Source organism: Acinetobacter sp. YH1901141 (genome assembly GCF_013416935.1).
GTDB lineage: Bacteria > Pseudomonadota > Gammaproteobacteria > Pseudomonadales > Moraxellaceae > Acinetobacter > Acinetobacter towneri.
The window spans coordinates 1-14,515 of the sequence record NZ_VPEY01000026.1 but is presented as its reverse complement, the minus strand read 5'-3'; the positions used below and the strand labels follow the sequence as shown (position 1 = coordinate 14,515).

The following is a 14,515-nucleotide window of genomic DNA, read 5'->3' as shown; positions in this document are numbered from 1 at the left end:
TACAACCCTATGTCACGTTTAGCCACACGATTTGCACAGCTTGAATCTCAACAGCGTAAGGCCTTGGTTTCTTATGTTATGGCAGGTGACCCTCATCCAGAAGTCACAGTTCCGTTGTTACATCAAATGGTCGAGGCAGGGGTAGATGTCGTTGAATTAGGTTTGCCGTTTTCAGACCCAATGGCTGATGGTCCAGTAATTGCCCTCGCTGCAGAGCGAGCGTTGGCAGGTGGAACCAATACGCTAGATGCTTTAAACATGGTCAAAGAGTTCCGTCAAAAAGATCAGGAAACTCCTGTGGTATTGATGGGATATTTAAACCCTGTAGAAGTCATTGGTTATGAAAAGTTTGTTGAATATGCACATGACTGTGGTGTCGATGGTGTACTTCTGGTCGATTTACCACCTGAAGAAGCCCAAGAATTTGATGAAGTCCTGAATAAATATGGGATGAATCAAATTTTCTTGTTAGCGCCAACTTCTACACCAGAGCGTATTCAATTTGTTGCAAACCAAGCCAGTGGCTTTATTTATTATGTTTCTTTGAAAGGCGTGACGGGTGCAGCAACACTTGATGTTGCAGAAGCAGCAACCCGCATCCAACAGATTAAAGCTGTAACCAACGTGCCTGTGGGTGTGGGTTTTGGCATCAGTGATGCTGCATCTGCCAAAGCAATGGGCGCGGCTGCCGACGCAGTCATTGTCGGAAGTGCTTTTGTAAAACAATTTGCGAGCTTAGCACCAGAACAAGCCGTCATTGCAACGGTTAATAAAGTGAAGGAGCTTCGAGCTGCGCTCGATGAGTTAGTATGAGTCAAGAAGTGAAAACAGGGAAAATTCTAAGCCCATCGACGCCGTGGACTGCACGTGGTGTACCTGGTATTGAAACACCAGATGAGCAACAAGCGTTAAAAGCGATCTTTACTGAACCAACGATTGAATGTCCAGAATGTCATGCCTTGGTGACACGTACGGCAATGTCATTCAACGCTTATGTATGCCCACAATGTGATGAACATTTACGCATGAAAGCGCGTGAGCGTTTAACTTGGTTCTTTGACCAAGTACAAAACGAATTAGGTCAAGAATTCTCTGCCAAAGACCCACTCAAATTTGTAGACAGCAAAGCTTATCCTGAGCGTATGACCGAAGCGCAAAAGAAGACGGGTGAAACCGAAGCTTTAGTGGTGATGCAGGGTTTATTAAAAGATATGCCAGTCATTGCTTGCGCATTTGAGTTTGACTTTATGGGCGGCTCAATGGGTACTGTCGTTGGTGACCGTTTTGTGCAAGCCGCTGAACGTGCGATTCAGCAAAAACAACCATTAGTTTGCTTCGCAGCATCGGGTGGTGCGCGTATGCAAGAAGGCATGTTGTCTTTAATGCAAATGGCGCGTACTTCTGCAGCAATTCAACGCATGAAAGAAGCAGGCTTGCCGTACATCGTAGTATTAACTCATCCTGTATACGGTGGTGTAACTGCATCATTGGCAATGTTGGGTGATATACACATTGCAGAACCTAAAGCGATGATTGGTTTTGCGGGTAAACGTGTCATTGAGCAAACTGTACGTGAAAAACTGGAAGAACCATTCCAACGTGCAGAATACTTACTTGATCATGGTGTGGTCGATCAAATTGTCCATCGTCATGCATTACGTGATACAGTTTATCGTATTCTTGCGAAACTGATGAACTTGCCTTGAACACAGCACCTCTTGCAACCGATGATTTAAACACATGGCTCAATTATTGGAGCCATGTTCACGTTACGGGTATTGATTTAGGTTTGGAACGGGTCATTCCCGTTGCAGAAAAACTGGGGGTAACCCATCCTAAGGCCAAAGTCATTACGGTTGCGGGAACCAATGGCAAAGGCTCAACCACAACCACTTTAGCGGCTATTTTAAATGCGCAGGGTTATCGGGTTGGGTTGTACCAATCGCCGCATATTTACCGTTTTAATGAACGGGTCAAATTAGCAGGTGTCGAGGTCGATGACCAAAGTTTGATTGATGCTTTTGTGCAAGTCGATCAAGCACGACGTGATTGCGATCTGAGTTTATCTTTTTTTGAGGCCACGACTTTGGCAGCCTTTGTGATTTTTAAAGCACGTGATTGCGATGTATGGGTGCTTGAAGTCGGTTTAGGTGGACGCTTAGATGTGGTCAATGTCGTCAATCCTGATGTGGCGGTTATTACCAATATCGGTTTAGATCATGTCGATTGGTTAGGCGATAGCATCGAAAAAATTGCCTATGAAAAAGCAGGCATTATTCGTCCTAACATTCCTGTCATTTTTGCAGGTCAGCAAGATTTGCCTCAAGCTATTCACGACAAAGCAGCAACCTGCAATGCACCTTTGTTTGTCTTGAATCGTGATTATTTTTATCGGGATATGCAAGATGGTCAGTCATGGATGTTTGCTGCATCGGGTTGTACCTTAAAACTTCCAACAGGCAGTTTAGCCCTCGATAATATTTCAACGGCTGTGGCAGCAGTCTTGCACAGTGGTTTAGAAATTACCCAAGACGCAATTGCACAAGGTATTCAAACGGCCAAATTGGCGGGACGTTTTGAAATTCGTCAAATTCAGGGCAAAACCGTGATTTTTGATGCAGGACATAACCCGCATGGCGTTGAATTTTTGTTAAAGCAATTGCGCAATTTCTTAAATTACAATAAACAGTACACTGAAGTGGTCAGTGTTTTTTCAATGCTTGCAGATAAAGATATAAATTCTGTGGTTGAGTTATTGAAAGATAGTGTCGTAATGTGGAAAATTGCCACATTAAATGTGCCTCGTGCGGCAGAGATCACGGTTTTGGATCAGGCTTTGCAAGGCGAAACAATACAACACTTCGACAGTATACAATTGGCTTTTAAATCAGCACTGGATGAAACAAAAAATAATCAGCTGATTTTGGTATGTGGATCATTTCATACCTTAGAAGCGGTATGGGAGTATTTGGAAGAATGTCAATGAATAACAAACAGCGCTGGATGGGTGGCGTTGTTTTATTAGGTGGTGGTGTTTTATTGGCAGCATTGCTTTTAAAAGGGCAAGAAGAAATACATCAAAATAATGTGAAAACCCCAAGCCAAGCCGAACAAGTTCAACATAAAAATGCCAATCAGGCAGAAATGGTGCAATTGCAGCCTTTAACTGTCGATGTGCAAACCGAACAGCGTCTGCTTGAAGAACAACGCCGTGCGCGTGAAAAAGCAGTGGCAGAGCAAGAAGCGCGTGCAGCTGAGTTTTTAGCAATGCAGCAACAGGCAGAAGCTGAAGCAGCGCGTAAAGCTGCAGAAGAATATGCTGCTTTAAATGCATTGCGTTCTGGTCAGCAGCAAAGTTCTGACAATATTCCGCCTGAATTGGTCGAAGATGAACAAGCCAAGCAAAAGCGTTTGGCTGAAGAAAAAGCCGCCCAGCAAAAGAAGTTAGAGCAGCAAAAGGCAACGGATGCCAAGAAAGCTGCTGAGTTAAAAGCTGCGCAAGAGCGTAGTGCTGCAGAGAAAAAAGCAGCAGATGAAAAGCGTTTAGCGGAAGAAAAACGCATTGCAGAAGAAAAACGTTTAGCGGAAGAACAACGCCAAGCCGATGCAAAACGTAAAGCTGAACAAGAGCGCAAAGCCGCTGAAGCGAAAAAAGAAGCAGAACGTAAGGCTGCCGAAGATAAGCGTAAAGCTGAGGAAAAACGCAAAGCTGAAGAAGCAGCCAAGAAAAAGACTGAAGCTGAAAAAGCACGTAAGTTATTGGAAGAAGGTGATAAGCAGTGGATGGTACAAGTGGCTTTGGCTGCTAACCAAGCCAATGCCGATGCTTTGGCGGCAAAACTGAAAGCCAAAGGTTATAAAGTCACCCAAAGTCCAACGTCTAAAGGGGTTCGGATTATGGTTGGGCCATCTAAAGACCGTGATGCTGCAGATGCAACCCGCAAGAAAATTACCGCAGACCCAAGTTTGAATATGAAATCTGCATGGGTGATTGACTGGGTACCGTTAGATAAACGCGACTAGATCATTCGATCAAAATGTTTATTAAAAAGGATTTAATCTTTTGGGTTAAATCCTTTTTTAATGCTGATTGAATTTAGGCGTGTTTCAAATGCTTTGATTGTAAAAAGCCTATCCGAAGATAGGCTTGCTCATGTAACACTTAATTAAGTGCGGTTCGGTTGTTTGGTCAAACGCAAATAAGGCTTGATGGCTTTATATCCACTTGGGAAGCGTTCTTTAAGTTCCGCTTCATCCTGAATGGAAGGCACGATCACCACATCTTCACCATCTTGCCAGTTGGCAGGTGTTGCAACCTTGTAATTGTCAGTCAGTTGTAGTGAATCAATGACACGTAAAATTTCGTGGAAATTACGTCCTGTAGAAGCAGGATAAGTAATGATCAAGCGTACTTTTTTATTTGGATCAATAATGATTAATGAGCGGACAGTCAGTGTTTCGCTGGCATTCGGGTGAATAAAATCGTACAGGGTAGACACTTTACGATCTTGGTCAGCAAGAATTGGGAAATTAACCGTTGTATCTTGAGTTTCGTTAATATCTTGAATCCAGCCTTTATGAGATTCAGCATCATCTACAGAAAGTGCAATCGCTTTGACATTGCGCTTGCTGAATTCATCTTTCAGTTTTGCGGTATAGCCTAGCTCGGTGGTGCAGACAGGTGTGTAATCGGCAGGATGCGAAAATAGAATGCCCCAGCTGTCACCTAAAAATTCATAAAAATCAATTGGGCCTTCATTTGAATCTTGTGTGAAGTTGGGTGCGATGTCACCTAAGCGAATAGTCATTGTGTACCTCTGTCTTGTTTTGTTGTGTGATGTATGCGTACTACTATGCGCCATTCCTTTTGCAGAATTAAATAGTGTTTTTGTATGTGCTTATGAATAATTTGAATATGGTGTGTCATTTTTATTGCATTTTCAAAATAGATTGATGTGTGATTGCTATATATCGTCCGCTCGAAATTTGTTACATTAACTGCTACTTAGCAGCGAGAAATGGCAAGTAGAGATTGGAATTTTTAATAGGTTTTTGTGCAAAACCCTTGTACTTCAAATTTCTAGCACCATAATAACCACTAAGAAAAACCTATTTATTTGACAAGCAAGATTTAGAGAGTTTATTCATGTTGGCAAGTCTGATCGGAGGAATCTTCGGTACTAAAAATGAGCGCGAACTCAAACGCATGCGTAAAATCGTAGACAAGATTAATGCGCTCGAGCCGACGATATCTGCCTTAAGCGATGCAGACTTATCTGCAAAAACCGAAGAATTCAAACAACGTTATAACAAAGGCGAAAGTTTAGATAAATTATTACCAGAAGCATTTGCAGTATGTCGTGAAGCCGCCAAACGTGTCATGAGCATGCGTCACTATGACGTGCAGTTGATTGGTGGTATTACCTTGCATGAAGGTAAAATTGCAGAAATGCGTACAGGTGAAGGTAAAACCCTAATGGGAACTTTGGCCTGTTATTTAAATGCTTTAAGCGGTCAGGGCGTGCACGTCATTACTGTGAACGACTACTTGGCACAGCGTGATGCCGAACTCAACCGCCCTTTATTTGAGTTTTTAGGTTTAAGCATTGGCATTATCTATTCCATGCAAGACCCGACTGAAAAAGCACAGGCTTATCGCGCAGACATTACCTACGGTACCAATAACGAATTTGGTTTCGACTACTTGCGTGACAACATGGTGTTCTCGCTGAGTGAGAAAAAACAGCGTGGCCTGACGTATGCCATTATTGACGAAGTCGATTCGATCTTAATTGATGAAGCACGTACACCATTAATCATTTCTGGTCAAAGCGATGACTCATCGCAGTTATATGCGGCAATCAACACCATTCCGCCAAAATTGCATGCGCAAAAAGAAGAAAAAGTAGCAGATGGCGGACACTTCTGGATTGATGAAAAACAACGCACTGTAGAAATGACCGAAATTGGTTATGAAACGGTAGAAAATGAATTAATTCAAATGGGTTTATTGGCAGAAGGAGAAAGTCTGTATTCTGCATCTAACCTAAATTTGGTGCATCACGTATCTGCAGCTATTCGTGCGCACTTCCTGTATCAACGTAACGTGCACTACATCATCCATGATGGTGAAGTAATTATTGTCGATGAAAACACAGGTCGTACCATGCCTGGTCGCCGTTGGTCAGAAGGTCTGCACCAAGCGGTAGAAGCCAAAGAAGGTCTGGAAATTCAGCCTGAAAACCAGACTTTAGCGACCACAACCTTCCAGAACTATTTCCGTTTATACAAAAAACTGTCAGGAATGACGGGTACTGCAGACACTGAAGCTGCAGAAATGAAAGAAATTTATGGTCTAGATGTCGTCATCATTCCAACCCACCGACCAATGATTCGTAACGACCAAAACGATTTAATTTATTTAAACCGTACAGGCAAATACAACGCGATTATTCAAGAAATTCAACGTGTGCATGAAGCAGGTGTCGCACCAATTCTGATTGGTACAGCGACCATTGAAGCTTCAGAAATTTTATCGGATAAACTGCGTGAAGCGGGTATTCAGCACGAAGTATTGAACGCGAAGCAACACGAACGCGAAGCTGACATTATTGCGCAAGCAGGCTCACCACGTGCGGTGACTATTGCCACGAACATGGCAGGCCGTGGTACAGATATTTTGCTAGGTGGTAACTGGAAAGCCTTGCTAGCCAAAATTGAAAACCCAACCCCTGAAGATGAAGCGCGTTTAAAGGCAGAGTGGGAACAAAATCACGACATGGTGTTAAGTTCAGGTGGCTTACACATTATTGGTTCAGAACGTCACGAATCGCGCCGTATTGACAACCAGTTGCGTGGTCGTGCAGGTCGTCAGGGTGACCCAGGCGTGTCACGTTTCTATTTGTCACTTGAAGATGACTTAATGCGTATTTTCGCAGGTGATCGTGTTGTAGCAATGATGCGTGCTATGGGCTTGCAGGAAGATGAAGCGATTGAACACAAAATGGTGTCACGCTCTATCGAAAATGCACAGCGTAAAGTTGAGGCACGTAACTTCGACATCCGTAAAAACTTGTTGAAATACGATGACGTAAACAACGAACAACGTAAGATCATTTATTCACAGCGTGATGATATTCTGGCAGAAAGCACGCTGCAAGACTATATTGAAGAAATGCACCGTGAAGTGGTCACAGGTATGATCGCCAATTATATTCCACCAGAATCGATTCATGATCAATGGGATATTGAAGGTTTAGAGCGTGCCTTGCGTGATGATTTGGGCATCGAATTACCAATTAACCAATGGCTCGAAGATGATCGTCGCCTAGATGAAGAAGCTTTGGTTGAACGTATTGCCGATGAAATTGTGACACGTTACCGTGCACGTCGTCAGCAAATGGGTGATGAATCTGCTGCGATGCTAGAACGCCACTTTATGCTCAGTTCACTTGATCGTCACTGGAAAGATCATTTGGCGGCTATGGACTATTTGCGTCAAGGGATTCATTTACGTGGTTATGCACAAAAGAACCCTGAGCAAGAGTACAAAAAAGAAGCCTTTAACTTATTTGTGAATATGTTGGGTGTGATTAAAGCTGATGTCGTTACCGATCTTTCGCGTGTGCATGTACCAACACCTGAAGAACTGGCAGCGATGGAAGCTCAACAGCAAGCGCAAGCAGAAGCGATGCAGCTTAATCTTTCACATGCTGATGTAGATGGTTTAACGGGCGAAACCTTTGAATCAGAACCACAGTACAGTGCTGCTGAGCAAACGGTTGTTCCACCTGCAAGCCGTAACTCGCCATGCCCATGTGGTTCAGGACTGAAATATAAACAGTGTCACGGTAAAATCTAAACCTGACTTGTTACAACTTAAGCAGAACTTTGGTTCTGCTTTTTGTATTTTGGGGCGCAAAATCTTTGTGGTAATAGTTTTGCAAGATGTGTATAGCATTTGCAGATTTTGGAATTAAATGCTATTTATTTGCACATGCAATATCCACGTGTGGAACAAAAAATGAAAAAAGTATTACAACCTTTAATGATTGTTGCCTTGAGCTTGCCTACTTTCGCATTTGCAAATGCGGCAACAACGACAACTCCTGCAAAAGTTCAAGCTGCTGTGGGTGCGACCACTGCACAGGTACAAGTGGATAATGGTCACGTGACTGTGGCAAGCCCACGCACAGGTATTCGTTATACCTTTGCTAATCCAGATCAGCGTCCAATCGTGTTGCATACTGCAGCGATTGCACCTGCGAATGCTGCCAATGTAAATCGTATTGTGGCTGCAAATCCTGCTTTATCTGCAGCAAGTCAAGAACGTGCAAAACAGGCTTTATTGGGTGAAACCGTGGTTGCGACTACGCCATAATCCAAATAGGCTCAATCAGTATAATTTTAGTTGCTGATGCATTACATTGAAGATTAAAACCAGTCCATACGGGCTGGTTTTTTATATATGACCTTGTGTATTAACAAAAGTTGAATCAAGCAGGGTGGATGCTCGATTTTTTCTTCAATTTCCACTAAGCTGTGACATTCTCAAATTTGTACTGGAAATTTCAAAATGGCAGTTGGTGACGTCTCTATGCCACACATGCATGTGGTCAAAGGTGTAAAAATTGGTTCAGCAGAGGCTTATGTGCGTTATCAGAACCGACGTGACCTGGTTATTTTTGAATTTGCAGCAGGCTCAAATGTGGCGGGTGTCTTTACTCAAAACGCATTTTGCGCTGCACCTGTGTATGTGTCCAAAGCACATTTAGCTCAGGGCAATCCGCGTTACTTGGTCATTAATACAGGCAATGCCAATGCGGGTACAGGCAAATTGGGTATGCAAAATGCAGAAATTACCTGTGCCAAATTGGCTGAATTGGCAGGTGTATCTACCCAAGAAGTTTTGCCATTTTCTACAGGTGTGATTGGCGAGCAATTGCCGATTGAACGCTTGGTTGCTGGTTTAGCACCTGCGCTGGCATCGTTACGTGAGGATGCTTGGCATGATGCTGCGACAGGTATTATGACCACAGATACCACGCCAAAAGGTGCATCTGAGCAGTTTGAGTTAGATGGTATTACTTATAGCATGACAGGCATTTCTAAAGGTGCAGGTATGATTCGCCCAAATATGGCGACCATGCTCAGCTATGTTGCAACCGATGCACCAATTCAACGTGACATCTTGCAGCAATTGCTCAAACACAGCGTAGAACAATCGTTTAACCGTATTACTGTAGATGGCGATACCTCGACCAATGATTCATGTATCTTGGTGGCGACTGGTCAGACGGGTGGCACTGAAATTTGCAGCGAAAATGACCCGCGTTATGCTGTGGTACTGGATATTTTGAATCGTGTGATGTTGCGTTTGGCTCAACTGATTATCCGTGATGGTGAAGGTGCAACAAAATTCATTACGGTACGTGTTGAAGATGGTGATAATACCCAAGAATGTTGTGATATTGCGTACAGCATTGCACATTCACCATTGGTGAAAACTGCTATTTTTGCCTCAGATCCAAACTGGGGGCGTATTCTTGCTGCAATTGGTTATGCAGGCGTGCCAAATTTAGACGTTGAAAAAATTCAGGTTTGGTTGGATGATGTGCAAATTTGCAAAGATGGCGGTGCTGCTGCCGACTATACCGAAGCAGCAGGCGCACGAGTTATGGCACAAACTGAAATGACCATTCGTGTAAATTTAGGACGTGGTCAAGCGACAGATACAGTCTATACTTGTGACTTGTCTTACGATTATGTCAAGATCAACGCGGATTACCGTTCGTAAAAATTCAAATTGAGTGATAAAGCCTCCGTTGTGAGGCTTTTTTAGCATTCAATCGGCAAAGGGCTGGTGAATGAGCAAATTGCCCCCATATCATCAGTGACTTGAGTAAGCTTGTGTTCGGGCAAGCATGAAGATAGAGAAGACGTTGTTATGAATGATGCGACCAATTTAATTGCCAATGAAGCCAAATCAATTGTGCAGGCGCATTTAGATCGCTTGGGTGAAACCAAAGAACATCATTTGAGTGAGCAAGCCAAGCAGGAAAAATTTGCGCAAATTAAAGCAGAACTCGAAAAGCACAATGCTGTCTTGGTTGCCCATTATTACTGCGATCCTGAAGTACAGGAACTGGCTGAATTAACAGGTGGCTGTGTTTCGGATTCACTGGAAATGGCACGTTTTGGTCGTGATCATGCGGCAACCACGTTGGTCGTAGCTGGTGTAAAATTTATGGGCGAAACTGCCAAAATTTTATCGCCAGAAAAAACCATTCTTATGCCAACTTTAGAAGCGACTTGTTCGCTAGACTTAGGTTGTCCTGTCGATGAGTTTAGCCGCTTCTGTGATGCGCATCCTGATCATACAGTCGTGGTTTATGCCAACACGTCCGCTGCGGTAAAAGCGCGTGCAGATTGGGTCGTTACCTCAAGCTGTGCGGTTGAAATTATTGAACATCTCGATAGCTTAGGTGAAAAAATCATTTGGGCGCCAGATCAGCACTTAGGACGCTATATTCAAAAGAAAACTGGCGCAGATATGCTGCTTTGGGATGGTTCGTGTATTGTGCATGAAGAATTCCGTTCACGCGGTATAGCCAATATGAAAGCCATGTATCCGGATGCAGCAGTTTTGGTGCATCCAGAATCACCAGAATCAGTTGTTGATGTAGCTGATGCGGTGGGCAGTACCTCGCAACTTATTCAAGCGGCAAAAACTTTGCCACACGAGCGTTTAATTGTGGCAACAGACCGCGGTATTTTCTACAAGATGCAGCAAGCTGTACCAAATAAAATTCTAATTGAAGCACCAACTGCAGGTGAGGGTGCAACCTGTCGTTCATGCGCACACTGCCCGTGGATGGCGATGAATGAATTGGATGGAATTTTGCATGTATTGCAAACAGGTGATCAAGAAGTATTCGTTGAACCTGCCATGGCAGAACGTGCTAAATTACCACTAGATCGTATGTTGAATTTCAGTGCGAGCTTAAAACGCTAAAATTGATTGAAAAATATCAAAAATGCTTGATAAATATACGGTTGAAGCTTTTTTTTAATTTTTTTTAAATATAGGTGTTGACGTCTTCGGGCGTCGCGCCTAGAATGCACACCGTACCGCACGATGTGCGATACACAAAAAGCTGAGATGAATCGGAGCATAGCACAGCCTGGTAGTGCACCTGGTTTGGGACCAGGGGGTCGTAGGTTCGAATCCTACTGCTCCGACCAATTCTTCAAGGCAACGTATCGCATGATATTATGTATCATCGGTCATGCGCCTGTAGCTCAGTTGGATAGAGCATCCGCCTTCTAAGCGGATGGTCACAGGTTCGAATCCTGTCAGGCGCGCCATTTTTTGGTAGCTTGGTATAAAAGAACCAAACATGATGGTGGATGTAGCTCAGTTGGTAGAGCCCTGGATTGTGATTCCAGTTGTCGCGGGTTCGAATCCCGTCATTCACCCCAATCTCTTTGAGAGATAAACGGAGCATAGCACAGCCTGGTAGTGCACCTGGTTTGGGACCAGGGGGTCGTAGGTTCGAATCCTACTGCTCCGACCATTTTTTAAATAGAACAGATGCTAAGTAGAAATGGTCAAGTCAATAAAGATACCGCGTTAAGCGGTTTTTTTATGCCTGAAATTTGTGAAAGCCTTGTTAGGTTTAAAATTGGCTTCATATTAGTTATTGGTCGGCATAAAAAAGCCTCAAGAATGAGGCTTAATATAAGAAAAGTTTTAGTGTCTTTTTTATTAAGGCACAATCGTCACATTGACGCGTCGGTTGGTGGCACGATTTGCTGGTGTGTCATTGCTTACCATTGGTTGTGTTGCACCACGTCCAATCACCTGAATATTTTTTCTTTCAAAACCTTGATCTAAAAAGATCTGAGCCACATTTTGGGCGCGTTTTTCCGATAGGGTTTGATTGTAGCTGGCTAAACCTACGTTGTCTGTGTGACCAATAAACTTGAGTTTATCCAAGTCATATTTATGCAGCTGTTGTGCCAATTGGTTCAGGCGTTCTTTTTGGTTGTTTTGAATGGCGTATTCATCAAAACCAAATAACAAGCGTTCAGGCAGGGCTAAAGTCCAGCCATCATCACTTAAAATAAAACCTTCTTGTTTTAGCATGCGTGCCTGCTTATAGCTGACATTCCCTAAACTCATGCAAGCACTGAGTGAAACCATAACAAAAATAAGTGTGCCGATCAGAACTTTTTTAAGCATAAGGAACCTGTTTATTGTTTGATTGAGGTGAAATATACCATTTTGATTGATCACGTTTGGCTTTGAGCATTGCGCGATCGACATCGGCAATTAAATTTTCAGGAGTTTTTGCATATTCAATCAATGCTACGCCAATACTGACATTTAAGGAAACTTGTTGCTGTTCATACTTAAATGTAGAGGTATAGCAAGCATGAATCTTTTGACAATAATCCTCTAATTCTGCAGTGGAGTGTGAGCCAGTTAAGATTACTGCAAACTCATCGCCACCTAAACGCGCAACAAACGCATGTGAGGGCAAAATCTGAATTAGACAATGTGATGAATCACGTAAAATATTATCGCCCGTCAAATGCCCAAATTGGTTATTGATTTGGTTAAAGTTATTAATGTCTAAAAAAAATACTGCAGCCGTAGCAGAAGGCTGGGTAAATAGCTTAAACAGTGTTTCATAAAAATAATTACGATTTGGCAACTGCGTTAAATTGTCGTATTGCGACTGAAATTGCAGTTTATGATTTTCAACCAATAAATTCTTATGGGATTGTTCAATCTCATTGAGTAAGCCATTAAAGGCATAACTCAGTTCATGAAGTTCTTGAATATCTGAACTTGAAACGCGCAGCTTATAATTTTTTTGTGCACTGATCTCCTGTGCCGAGCTGACAATAGAACTTAAAGATTGCATGAGATATTGATAAATTGAATTAATTGACCAAAACACAGCAATTAAAAGCAAAATAAAACCGAAAATTAATCCTAAAACGATTTTATAAAAAAAACTGACCAAGTCACTAGAGTTTCCATACACCACCAACTCACCATAGTTTTGCTGATCATGGTCAATACTCAGCCGAACAGGATGATTAAAAAACAGATAGTCCAATAAAGCCTGAATTGAAAAATGCTCTAGACCTTGCTGTTCAATAAAGGCAATACGTGTCTGTTTAGGTGAGCGTACTTCAATTGAACGAATAGAATAACGCTGCGTATGTTCAGAGAGAATTTTGTTGAGCGTCATTTGATCATTAAAAACCACTGCAGGCTGAATGCGTTCATTTAATGCTGCAGATAAACTTTGCAAACTATTTTTTGCGAAGGTGTTCATGGTGTAGGTTGAAATGACCAGAAAAATCATTGAACAAATTGTAAAAGTCAGAGCAAAGATAGTGAGTTGTGCGCGTGTGAATAATTGATGCAAAGTAATAGGGGAGTATAACTGCTTCATGAGTTTGACTCCGATGTTTTTGCAAGCAGTAATACACGCGGATCAATATGCACTTGAGATTGAGTCAAGCTTTCCATGTTGACTTTAAAAGCATAGTTATCATTTTTTTTATAAAGACAAAAAGCGCTGCCAGTTTCACATTCCAGATTGTTTAAACTAATAGATAGGGCTGGAAATCGAACTTGAGTATTTAAGGTATGTTGTTCTTGTGCAGCAGAAAGCGTAGAAAAAATTAATATTTGACAATTACTTTTAGATATTTCATGGCTTTGAATGGGTTGAATGTCATATTTATTATGTAATGGGGCATGTTTTTTGAATTGTTGTGCAATATTATCTTGATTTACAACACAAAGTTTGGGCGTGCTAGCTTGCCATTTTGCATACGCTAAAATGGAGAATGTAGTGTTATAAAGATTTGATGCAGGTGCAGCATACAAAATAGGTGTTTGCATTGCTACAAATGACAGCAAGGTTATTATTTTTAAATTTTGAGTCATTTCAACACAACACGAATGAACATTAAAGTAGTGTAGCTAATATTGGAAAATAAGCATACTGCTAATTTTGAGCAAGAATGATACAGATCTAAATGATTTTGCTGAATAAATAACCGTTCGGACTAAAAAACTGATAAAACTTAAAAAGAGGGGTTGCATGGCGAAATATTTGCCCTATAATGCACATCCATCGGCGGTGATGAAGATTAAAACTTCTGATAAAACAATGACTTGATTGAAATCGATTGGGTTGGGTTTTAGAAAGAAAGTTTAAAATAATTTAAATTACCAGTTGACACTTTAGAAATAAAGCGTAATATAGCCGACCTAGCTTGATGCTGACGAAGCATCGAGAAGATCATTAAGAGATTATGAAGAACAACTTGTGTGGATTTTTACTGATTGATTAATCGAAGATATTTCATTGATTGATTGGTTTAAATTACTCGAAGTTTATTTGAGCGAAATTTAAGTCAGAAAATTGATGAGCCAGATTTGGAAGTTTAGATTAAAACTTCAAAATGATTTTAACTGAAGAGTTTG

The 14,515-nt window shown here is 41.9% G+C and carries 12 protein-coding genes and 4 tRNA genes; 12 read left to right on the top strand and 4 right to left on the bottom strand.

All coding sequences use genetic code 11. The annotated features are described in order from the left end of the window. Positions 1–9 precede the first annotated feature (9 nt). From trpA to FTV52_RS12020, 4 genes are read left to right on the top strand one after another with little or no spacing between them, the layout of a single operon-like run. A complete protein-coding gene (gene trpA / locus FTV52_RS12035) occupies positions 10–813 on the top strand; it encodes a tryptophan synthase subunit alpha (RefSeq protein ID WP_004976260.1) in 804 nt (267 codons plus the stop codon). After that, positions 810–1,706 carry an acetyl-CoA carboxylase, carboxyltransferase subunit beta gene (accD, locus tag FTV52_RS12030; protein WP_179990884.1) on the top strand — a complete coding sequence of 299 codons (897 nt, stop codon included), beginning with the start codon at positions 810–812 and terminating at the stop codon, positions 1,704–1,706. The genes trpA and accD overlap by 4 nt, the downstream gene beginning before the upstream one ends. Next, positions 1,703–2,986 (top strand): bifunctional tetrahydrofolate synthase/dihydrofolate synthase, encoded by a 1,284-nt coding sequence (gene folC, locus FTV52_RS12025; protein ID WP_179990883.1) that lies wholly within the window; start codon positions 1,703–1,705, stop codon positions 2,984–2,986. Before accD ends, folC begins: the two co-directional genes overlap by 4 nt. Further along, the gene (locus FTV52_RS12020) at positions 2,977–4,023 is read left to right on the top strand and encodes an SPOR domain-containing protein (protein WP_373683427.1); all 1,047 of its coding nucleotides are present in this window, start codon (positions 2,977–2,979) and stop codon (positions 4,021–4,023) included. The genes folC and FTV52_RS12020 overlap by 10 nt, the downstream gene beginning before the upstream one ends. A gap of 143 nt (positions 4,024–4,166) precedes the next feature. Here FTV52_RS12020 and FTV52_RS12015 read toward each other — a convergent pair whose 3' ends face one another. Continuing rightward, a complete protein-coding gene (locus FTV52_RS12015) occupies positions 4,167–4,808 on the bottom strand; it encodes a peroxiredoxin (protein ID WP_167845787.1) in 642 nt (213 codons plus the stop codon). A 338-nt stretch (positions 4,809–5,146) separates the two neighbouring features. Here FTV52_RS12015 and secA point away from each other — a divergent pair, with 338 nt between their 5' ends. From secA to FTV52_RS11975, 8 genes are all read left to right on the top strand, one after another. Then, a complete protein-coding gene (gene secA, locus FTV52_RS12010; protein ID WP_179990882.1) occupies positions 5,147–7,861 on the top strand; it encodes a preprotein translocase subunit SecA in 2,715 nt (904 codons plus the stop codon). Between the two features lie 162 nt (positions 7,862–8,023). After that, positions 8,024–8,380, top strand: coding sequence for a hypothetical protein (locus tag FTV52_RS12005; RefSeq protein WP_026438462.1), 357 nt, complete (start codon positions 8,024–8,026; stop codon positions 8,378–8,380). Positions 8,381–8,575: 195 nt separating this feature from the next. Continuing rightward, the gene (gene argJ, locus FTV52_RS12000; protein WP_179990881.1) at positions 8,576–9,796 is read left to right on the top strand and encodes a bifunctional glutamate N-acetyltransferase/amino-acid acetyltransferase ArgJ; all 1,221 of its coding nucleotides are present in this window, start codon (positions 8,576–8,578) and stop codon (positions 9,794–9,796) included. Between the two features lie 150 nt (positions 9,797–9,946). Then, positions 9,947–11,014, top strand: coding sequence for a quinolinate synthase NadA (gene nadA / locus FTV52_RS11995; RefSeq protein ID WP_026438463.1), 1,068 nt, complete (start codon positions 9,947–9,949; stop codon positions 11,012–11,014). Between the two features lie 153 nt (positions 11,015–11,167). After that, positions 11,168–11,244: transfer RNA gene (locus tag FTV52_RS11990), tRNA-Pro, on the top strand. Between the two features lie 46 nt (positions 11,245–11,290). Continuing rightward, positions 11,291–11,367: transfer RNA gene (locus FTV52_RS11985), tRNA-Arg, on the top strand. A gap of 38 nt (positions 11,368–11,405) precedes the next feature. After that, positions 11,406–11,481, top strand: a tRNA-His gene (locus FTV52_RS11980). Between the two features lie 18 nt (positions 11,482–11,499). Beyond that, positions 11,500–11,576 (top strand) — tRNA-Pro (locus tag FTV52_RS11975). A gap of 191 nt (positions 11,577–11,767) precedes the next feature. Here the strand turns inward: FTV52_RS11975 and FTV52_RS11970 are convergent. The 3 genes from FTV52_RS11970 to FTV52_RS11960 are packed head-to-tail and all read right to left on the bottom strand — an operon-like array spanning position 11,768 to position 13,972. Next, on the bottom strand, positions 11,768–12,244 hold the full coding sequence (locus tag FTV52_RS11970) for an OmpA family protein (protein WP_179990880.1): 477 nt from the start codon (positions 12,242–12,244) through the stop codon (positions 11,768–11,770). Continuing rightward, the gene (locus FTV52_RS11965; RefSeq protein WP_179990879.1) at positions 12,237–13,472 is read right to left on the bottom strand and encodes a diguanylate cyclase domain-containing protein; all 1,236 of its coding nucleotides are present in this window, start codon (positions 13,470–13,472) and stop codon (positions 12,237–12,239) included. Before FTV52_RS11965 ends, FTV52_RS11970 begins: the two co-directional genes overlap by 8 nt. Next, the gene (locus FTV52_RS11960) at positions 13,469–13,972 is read right to left on the bottom strand and encodes a YfiR family protein (protein WP_096902398.1); all 504 of its coding nucleotides are present in this window, start codon (positions 13,970–13,972) and stop codon (positions 13,469–13,471) included. Before FTV52_RS11960 ends, FTV52_RS11965 begins: the two co-directional genes overlap by 4 nt. Between the last annotated feature and the right edge of the window lie 543 nt (positions 13,973–14,515).

Excerpts from the sequence above, each read along its gene's own strand:
- trpA (WP_004976260.1), top strand. The coding sequence starts at position 10 with ATGTCACGTTTAGCCACACGATTTGCACAGCTTGAATCTCAACAGCGT.
- accD (WP_179990884.1), top strand. The coding sequence starts at position 810 with ATGAGTCAAGAAGTGAAAACAGGGAAAATTCTAAGCCCATCGACGCCG.
- FTV52_RS12020 (WP_373683427.1), top strand. The coding sequence starts at position 2,977 with ATGTCAATGAATAACAAACAGCGCTGGATGGGTGGCGTTGTTTTATTA.
- FTV52_RS12015 (WP_167845787.1), bottom strand. The coding sequence starts at position 4,808 with ATGACTATTCGCTTAGGTGACATCGCACCCAACTTCACACAAGATTCA.
- secA (WP_179990882.1), top strand. The coding sequence starts at position 5,147 with ATGTTGGCAAGTCTGATCGGAGGAATCTTCGGTACTAAAAATGAGCGC.
- FTV52_RS12005 (WP_026438462.1), top strand. The coding sequence starts at position 8,024 with ATGAAAAAAGTATTACAACCTTTAATGATTGTTGCCTTGAGCTTGCCT.
- argJ (WP_179990881.1), top strand. The coding sequence starts at position 8,576 with ATGGCAGTTGGTGACGTCTCTATGCCACACATGCATGTGGTCAAAGGT.
- nadA (WP_026438463.1), top strand. The coding sequence starts at position 9,947 with ATGAATGATGCGACCAATTTAATTGCCAATGAAGCCAAATCAATTGTG.
- FTV52_RS11970 (WP_179990880.1), bottom strand. The coding sequence starts at position 12,244 with ATGCTTAAAAAAGTTCTGATCGGCACACTTATTTTTGTTATGGTTTCA.
- FTV52_RS11965 (WP_179990879.1), bottom strand. The coding sequence starts at position 13,472 with ATGAAGCAGTTATACTCCCCTATTACTTTGCATCAATTATTCACACGC.
- FTV52_RS11960 (WP_096902398.1), bottom strand. The coding sequence starts at position 13,972 with ATGACTCAAAATTTAAAAATAATAACCTTGCTGTCATTTGTAGCAATG.